Origin of the sequence: Geodermatophilus sp. CPCC 205761, assembly GCF_051383655.1 — a bacterium.
Taxonomy (GTDB): domain Bacteria; phylum Actinomycetota; class Actinomycetes; order Mycobacteriales; family Geodermatophilaceae; genus Geodermatophilus.
This window is the reverse complement of record NZ_JALPKQ010000093.1, coordinates 1-6,625: the sequence shown is the minus strand read 5'-3', so window position 1 is coordinate 6,625 and position 6,625 is coordinate 1. Positions and strand designations below refer to the sequence as shown.

Genomic DNA, 6,625 nt, shown 5'->3' with positions numbered 1-6,625 from the left:
CGGCTCGGGCACCAACGACAAGGCCGGCGCCGCGCAGAACCTGCTCCGCTGGACCAGCACCCGCTCGATCAAGGAGACCTTCGTCCCCGCCACCGACCACCGCTACCCGCACATGGGCTGATGGAGTGGTTCCGCCGGGGTGACCCCGGCGGAACCACTCCATCACCAGCGGTCGAGGTGGAGGACGGTGTCCAGCGGGTCGCGGGCGGCCGGGCGGAAGGTCTCGCCGGTGTAGAAGGCCGTCGGGACCAGCGCGGCCTGGTGGACGCCGTCCGGGATGCCGAGGATGTCGGCGACCTCGGCCTCCCGGCCCAGGTGCAGCGTGGTCCACGCCGTGCCCAGGCCGCGGGCGCGGGCGGCGAGCATGTAGCTCCACACCGCCGGCAGCAGCGAGCCCCACAGCCCGGCCTGGTTGCCCTCCGGCAGCGGCCGCCCGGTCGCGATGCACGGGACGACGAGCACCGGCACCTCGCCCATGTGCTCGCCCAGCCAGACCGCGCTGTCGCCGACCCGCTGCTGCACCTCCGACCGCTCGGGGCGGTCGGCGAACAGCCGGCCCGCGAAGGTGCCCGCCTCCGCGTACCGCTGCACCCGCTCCCGGTAGACCTCGCCGACCGCGGCCCGCTGCGCCGGATCGGTCACCACGACCCAGTGCCACGACTGCGCGTTGGACCCCGACGGCGCCTGCAGCGCGATCTCCAGGCACTCGCGGACCAGCTCCAGCGGCACCGGCCGGGTGAGGTCCAGCCGCCGGCGGACTGCGCGGGTGGTGGTGAGCAGTTCGTCGGGTGTCAGCGGCAGCGTCATGCGTCCACCCTGCCCGACGCCGGCCAGTGCACGAGCCCGTCGTCCCCGAGCAGCGCCCCGGCCGACGGCACGTGCGGGGTCAGCCGGCCGTCGGGCATGAGGTGGGTGACCGGCACGCCGCGGGCGAGGACGGCGACGTCGGCGACCAGCCGCCGGTGGCAGCGCCACCACACGCTCTCGCTGCACATCACCGCGACGGTCGCGGTGCCGGCGTCGGCCAGCACCTCGTCCAGAGCGGCGGCGAACTCCGGCGTCCGCGTGTGCGCGGCGTACGCGGCGAACTGCGCGACCGTCCACCAGTCGGCTGCCACCGGACGGTCCAGTGGCAGCCGGCGCCGCCCGCCCAGCCGGGCGTCCCACCGGTAGCCGATCCCGGCTGCGGGCAGCCACTGCTCCAGCGCCTCGCGCCGGACGTCGGGGTTGCTCCGGCTGCCCGGGAACCGGCGGACGTCGACGACCAGGCCGACGCCGGCGCCGGCCAGCCGCGCACCGAGCCGGCCGCGGTCCTCGGGGCCGTGGCCCACGGTCATCAGCGGATCAACGGCCACCCTTCCCCCTCACGCCTCGCACGCTCGGCGCGCGCCCCCTGGAGGGAGGCCGTTGCTGATGCGTTCCCCGGCACTCCCATAGCTTCGGGGCGTGCAGAGGGAAACGGCCGAGCCGCGGACGTCGCTGTGGCGGGTGCCGGCGATGCGGGCGCTGGTGGGGGCGACGACGCTGGGGTTCGCCAGCTACTGCCTGACACTGGCGTCGCTGCCGGCGTACGCGGTCGCGGGCGGTGCCGACGCGGGGACGGCCGGGGTGGTGACCGCCGTCTTCCTGGTCGTCACGATCGCCGTCCAGTCGGTGGTACCCGCGCTGACGGCGCGGTACGGGCTGGGGCCGGTCCTGGCCGCGGGACTGGTCGCGCTCGGTGCGCCGTCCCCGCTGTACGTCGTCGACGACGGGCTGGTCTGGCTGTCCGCGGTCGCCGTCGTCCGCGGGGCCGGGTTCGGCGTGCTGACCGTCCTCGGCGCGACGCTGGCCGCGCAGGTCGCCCCCGTCGAGCGGCGCGGTGAGGCGATCGGGCTGTACGGGCTGGCCATCGCGCTGCCCAACCTGGTCGCCGTCCCGGCCGGGGTCGCGCTCGTGCTCGACGGGCACGTGGCCTGGCTGGCGTGGCTGGCCGCCGCACCTCTGCTGGCGCTGCCGCTCGTGCCCGGGCTGGTCCGCGCGGTCTCGATGGAATCGACGGCCGGACGGTCGTCGCGGGCCGCGGCGCTGGCCGCGCTCACCCCGTCGATCGTGCTGCTCGCGGTCACCCTCGCCGGTGGCGGGTTGGTCACCTTCCTGCCGATCGAGCGGCCGGACGGCGTCCTGGCGACGGTGGCGCTGCTGCTCTTCGGCGTCACCGGCGCGCTCACCCGCTGGCAGGCCGGTCTGCTCGCCGACCGCTTGGGGCCCCGCCTGCTGATGCCGCTGGCGCTGCTGGTGGCGGCCGCCGGGCTCGCCGTCGTCGGGCTCGGGCTGGTCACCGGCGACGCGTGGGTGCTGGTCGGGTCGGCGGTGTTCGGCGCCGGGTTCGGCGCGGTGCAGAACCTCACGCTGGTCACGGCGTTCGCCCGCGCCGGCGAGGGCGGCGCGACCGCCGCCAGCGCGATGTGGAACGCCTCGTTCGACGCCGGCACCGCGGCCGGGGCGCTCGGTCTCGGGCTGGTCGCGGCCGGACTCGGGCTGGAGTGGACCTACGTCGCCGTCGCCATCGCGCTCGTGTGCACCCTCCCGGTGGCGCTGGCCGCGACCCGCCGGCCCCGCTGACCGGAGGCGCCGGACCCTGTCCGCCCCGGCCACCCCGGGTGTAGGAGTCGCCGCATGGGCGAGTCCGAGGTGCTCGAGCTGTTCCGCCGGGCAGTGGCCGGCGACGACGCGCAGGCGATGCGCTCCGGGTTGGAGCGGTTGTTCGGCCTGACGTCGGGGGAGGGTCTGTCGGCCGAGGACGAGTACCGGGTCCGGCACCCGGACTACGTCATGGAGATGCCGCAGTCGGGGGAGCGGATCCGCGGCCGGGACGACATGCGGTCGATGCAGGAGGCGTTCCCGACGCCGCCGACCCTCCGGCTGCGCCGCGTCGTGGGCGCCGGCCGGGTGTGGGTGGTGGAGGGCGTCAACGACTACGCGGGCGACGTCTGGCACGTCGTCGTCACCCTCGAGCTCGACGACGACGGGCGGATCCTCCGCGACACCCGGTACTACGCGCAGCCGGTCGAGCCGCCGTCCTGGCGGGCGGCGTGGGTCGAGCCGATCGGGTGAGCGTCAGCCGGTGAAGCGGTCGGCGACGGACTGCTGGGTGCGGATGAGCACGACCTCCTCGCCGGCCCGCTGCAGCCAGCCGCGCAGCCCCTCGGGGTCCTCGCGGTTGGCGTCGCGGAGCACGCCGAGCCGAAGCTGGCGCGTGTTCGCCTGGGCGCGCTGCGCCGGGGGGAGCCGGCGGGCCTCGGCTCGGGCGATCGAGGTGAGGCCGGCGCCGACGAAGACGAGGTCGCGGATCGTCGTGACGCCGGCGAGCAGCTCCTCGGCGCCCGCGGTGTCGTCGTCGGCGAGCAGGCGGACGAGTTCGTCGGCGGTGCGCCGCCCGGCGCCGGATGCGTCAGTCACGGTCCCACTGTGCCCGCCCCGCCGGCGGACGCCGTCGGGAGGGGCAGAAGTGGCCACTTCTGCCCCTCCCGGGGTGCTAGGCGTCGCGGCGCTGGAAGGTCACGGTCGCGACGGCCAGGAGGACGGCGACCTCGGCGGCGAACACCGCGAAGCCGACCCACGGGTCCAGCAGCACCGGGTTGAACGACTCGGGGGTGGCGATGCGGCCGCCGGCGTTGCCGGGCATCAGCCTGGTCGCCCACTCGCCCCACGCGTCGGGCAGCAGCATCACCATGGTGCCGACGACGAACACCAGGCCGAGCACGATGGACAGCGCCGCCGCGGTGTGCCGGACGAGCAGCCCGACGGCGGCGGCGAACAGCCCGAGGCCGGCCATGTAGAGGCCGCTGCCGTACATCGCGCGCAGCACGCCGTCGTCGGTGAGGGCGATCCCGATGCCCTCCTGGCCGAGGAACCAGTTGCCCGCGGCGTACCCGGCCAGCGCCGTGACGGTGCCGGCCACGAACAGCGTGCCGGTGAGGACGAGGCCCTTGGCGGCCAGCACCGCCCCGCGGGAGGGCGTCGCGGCCAGCGTGGCCCGGATCATCCCGGTGCCGAACTCGCTGGTGACCGCGAGCGTGCCCAGGACGATGGCGGTGACTTGGGCGAACATCATCCCCCAGGTGACGAAGGCGCCCACCGGCTCGCCGGTCGCGCCGGCCGCGAGGTCCTCGGCGGCCAGCGCGCACACCAGCGCGGTGAGCCCGGCGCCGAGGACGAACATGGCGGCGACCGACCAGCCGGTGGAGCGCACCGTCCAGAACTTGATCCACTCCGCGTGCACGGTGGCCCGGAAGCCCGGGCTGGTGGGGGACTCGGTGCGGGTCCAGGCGTGGGTCCCCACGGCGGTCATCGCTGCGCTCCGGTCGGCTGGGCGGCGTACTCGACGCTGTCGGCGGTCAGGGTCATGAAGGCGTCCTCGAGCGAGGAGCGCACGAGGGTCAGCTCGTGCAGCAGCAGGCCGGCGCGGCCGACGAGCTCACCGAGGGCGGCCGGGTCGAGGCCCTGGACCCGCAGCTCGCTGCCGTGCGCGGCGACGTCCAGCCCCTGTCGACGCAGCAGCGTGGCGACCTCGTCGCGCTGCGGGCTGCGCACCCGCACGTAGGAGGCGGCGTGCTCGGCGATGAAGTCCGGCGTCGAGCAGTCGGCCAGCACGCGGCCGCGCCCGATCACCACGAGGTGGTCGGCGGTGAGGGCCATCTCCGACATCAGGTGGCTGGAGACGAAGACGGTGCGTCCCTCGGCGGCGAGGTCGCGGGCGAGGGTCCGCACCCAGCGGATCCCCTCGGGGTCCAGCCCGTTCACCGGCTCGTCGAGGACGACGACCGGCGGGTCGCCCAGCAGCGCCGCGGCGATGCCCAGCCGCTGGCCCATGCCCAGGGAGAAACGGCCCACCCGCTGGCCGGCGACGGCGGTGAGGCCGACCAGGTCGAGCGCCTCGTCGACGCGGGAAGCCGGGATGCCGTTGCTCACCGCGAGCCAGCGCAGGTGGTCGCGGGCGGAGCGGCCCGGGTGCAGGGCCCGGGCCTCGAGCAGCGCGCCGACCTCGCGCAGCGGGGCGGGGGAGTCGGCGTAGCGGCGGCCGTTCACGGTCACGCCGCCGGAGGTGGGCCGGTCCAGCCCGAGCACCATCCGCATCGTCGTCGACTTGCCGGCGCCGTTCGGGCCGAGGAAGCCGGTGACCCGGCCGGGCTCGACGGTGAAGCTGACGTCGTCGACGGCGGTCCGGGCGCCGTAGGTCTTGGTGAGCCGGTGCGCGGTGATCATGCGGCCACCGGGCCGCGCGAGGTCGGGGAGGTCATGCCGTCGAGGCTGTCGGGCGGCCGGGGCGGTGACCATCGGGGAGCGCCCTGAACCGACCCTGAACGACCCCTGGGCGGGGCTCGGGGGTGTGCCGGGGTCGGGCCCGCTCCCGGTCAGGCGCTGCGGGGCAGGTCCTGCCCGGGGTGCAGCAGCCGGCGCAGGTCGCGGGCCACCGCCCGACCGGCCCGGTTGGCACCCACCGTGCTCGCCGACGGCCCGTAGCCCACCAGGTGCACCCGGGGCTCACCGGCGACGTGGGTGCCTTCCATCCGGATGCCGCCGCGGGAGCCGCGCAGGTGGAGCGGGGCGAGGTGCCCCAGCGCCGCCCGGAAGCCGGTGGCCCACAGGATCGCGTCGGCCCGCACGAACCGGCCGTCGTCCCACGCCACGCCGTCGGGGGTGATGCGGTCGAACACGGGCAGCCGGTCGAGCACGCCGCGCTCGCGCGCCTCCCGCACCCACGGCGTCACCACCAGGCCGGTGACGCCGACGACGCTGCCGGGGGACCGGCCCTCGCGGACGGCGTCCTCGACCAGCGCGACTGCCGCCCGGCCCGCCTCGGGGCCGAACGGCTCCTCCCGCCAGACCGGCGGCCGCCGGGTCACCCAGGTGGTGTCGGCGACCTCGGCGATCTCGCCGAGCAGTTGGACGGCGGACGCCCCGCCGCCCACGACCACGACGGACTGCCCGGCGAACTCGGCGGCGCCGCGGTAGTCGACCGGGTGCAGCTGGCGGCCGCGGAAGGTCTCCTGGCCGGGGTAGCGCGGCACGAAGGGGCGGGTCCAGGTCCCGGTGGCGTTGACGACGGCGCCAGCGGTCCAGTCGCCGGCCGAGGTCTGCACCAGGAACCGGTCGTCGGCGGTCCGGCGGACGGCGCCGACCTTCACCGGCCGGTGCACCGGCAGCCCGAACCGCCGCTCGTAGTCGGAGAAGTAGGCCGGGACGGCCTCGGCGGCCGGAACCTCGTCCCCGGCGGCCGGGAACGGCTCCCCGGGCAGGTCGTGCACGTGGTGCGTGCGCGCGAGGGTCAGCGAGGGCCAGCGGTGCTGCCAGGCGCCACCGGCGCCGGTCTCCGCATCGAGGACGACGAATCCGGTGCCGGGCGCGAAACCGACCCGGGCGAGGTGGTAGGCCGCGCTCAGCCCGGCCTGGCCGGCGCCGATCACCACGACCTCCACGTCCCTGTCCACGTCTGGGACAAACGGCGCCCGACGCTGCCCGCTTCCGCCGCGCGGTGTCCGGTTCCGCACACCTGACCCGCCGGCTCCCGCGGCCGTGATCACGCGGCCGCGTCGATCGGTGGGTGGATGAGGATCTCGGTGCCGTCGGGGCGCCAGGTGCG

8 protein-coding genes are annotated in these 6,625 nt (G+C 76.1%); 2 read left to right on the top strand and 6 right to left on the bottom strand.

Annotated features, from left to right (window positions below; all coding sequences use genetic code 11):
- Positions 1 to 162: 162 nt before the first annotated feature.
- Together MY526_RS26765 and MY526_RS26760 are read right to left on the bottom strand one after the other, a co-directional pair.
- On the bottom strand, positions 163 to 807 hold the full coding sequence (locus MY526_RS26765) for a nitroreductase family protein (protein ID WP_436695904.1): 645 nt from the start codon (positions 805 to 807) through the stop codon (positions 163 to 165).
- Positions 804 to 1,355, bottom strand: a complete 552-nt coding sequence (locus MY526_RS26760; RefSeq protein WP_436705470.1) for a DUF488 domain-containing protein — start codon at positions 1,353 to 1,355, stop codon at positions 804 to 806. Before MY526_RS26760 ends, MY526_RS26765 begins: the two co-directional genes overlap by 4 nt.
- A 91-nt stretch (positions 1,356 to 1,446) precedes the next feature.
- On the opposite strand from MY526_RS26760, the gene MY526_RS26755 reads away from it, so the two are divergent.
- A complete protein-coding gene (locus MY526_RS26755; RefSeq protein WP_436695902.1) occupies positions 1,447 to 2,604 on the top strand; it encodes an MFS transporter in 1,158 nt (385 codons plus the stop codon).
- 54 nt (positions 2,605 to 2,658) lie between these two features.
- Positions 2,659 to 3,096, top strand: a complete 438-nt coding sequence (locus MY526_RS26750) for a hypothetical protein (protein WP_436695901.1) — start codon at positions 2,659 to 2,661, stop codon at positions 3,094 to 3,096.
- A gap of 3 nt (positions 3,097 to 3,099) precedes the next feature.
- On the opposite strand, the gene MY526_RS26745 is transcribed toward MY526_RS26750, so the two are convergent.
- From MY526_RS26745 to MY526_RS26730, 4 genes are all read right to left on the bottom strand, one after another.
- Positions 3,100 to 3,441, bottom strand: a complete 342-nt coding sequence (locus tag MY526_RS26745) for a hypothetical protein (RefSeq protein ID WP_436705469.1) — start codon at positions 3,439 to 3,441, stop codon at positions 3,100 to 3,102.
- A gap of 76 nt (positions 3,442 to 3,517) precedes the next feature.
- Positions 3,518 to 4,333 (bottom strand): ABC transporter permease subunit, encoded by an 816-nt coding sequence (locus MY526_RS26740; protein WP_436695899.1) that lies wholly within the window; start codon positions 4,331 to 4,333, stop codon positions 3,518 to 3,520.
- Positions 4,330 to 5,247, bottom strand: a complete 918-nt coding sequence (locus MY526_RS26735) for an ABC transporter ATP-binding protein (protein WP_436695898.1) — start codon at positions 5,245 to 5,247, stop codon at positions 4,330 to 4,332. Before MY526_RS26735 ends, MY526_RS26740 begins: the two co-directional genes overlap by 4 nt.
- 149 nt (positions 5,248 to 5,396) lie before the next feature.
- Positions 5,397 to 6,461: an NAD(P)-binding domain-containing protein gene (locus MY526_RS26730; protein ID WP_436705468.1), complete on the bottom strand. Its 1,065-nt coding sequence runs from the start codon at positions 6,459 to 6,461 to the stop codon at positions 5,397 to 5,399.
- Between the last annotated feature and the right edge of the window lie 164 nt (positions 6,462 to 6,625).

Bases quoted from the DNA above. Each gene is read 5' to 3' on its own strand.
- MY526_RS26740 (WP_436695899.1), bottom strand. From the start codon at position 4,333: ATGACCGCCGTGGGGACCCACGCCTGGACCCGCACCGAGTCCCCCACC.
- MY526_RS26735 (WP_436695898.1), bottom strand. From the start codon at position 5,247: ATGATCACCGCGCACCGGCTCACCAAGACCTACGGCGCCCGGACCGCC.
- MY526_RS26765 (WP_436695904.1), bottom strand. From the start codon at position 807: ATGACGCTGCCGCTGACACCCGACGAACTGCTCACCACCACCCGCGCA.
- MY526_RS26750 (WP_436695901.1), top strand. From the start codon at position 2,659: ATGGGCGAGTCCGAGGTGCTCGAGCTGTTCCGCCGGGCAGTGGCCGGC.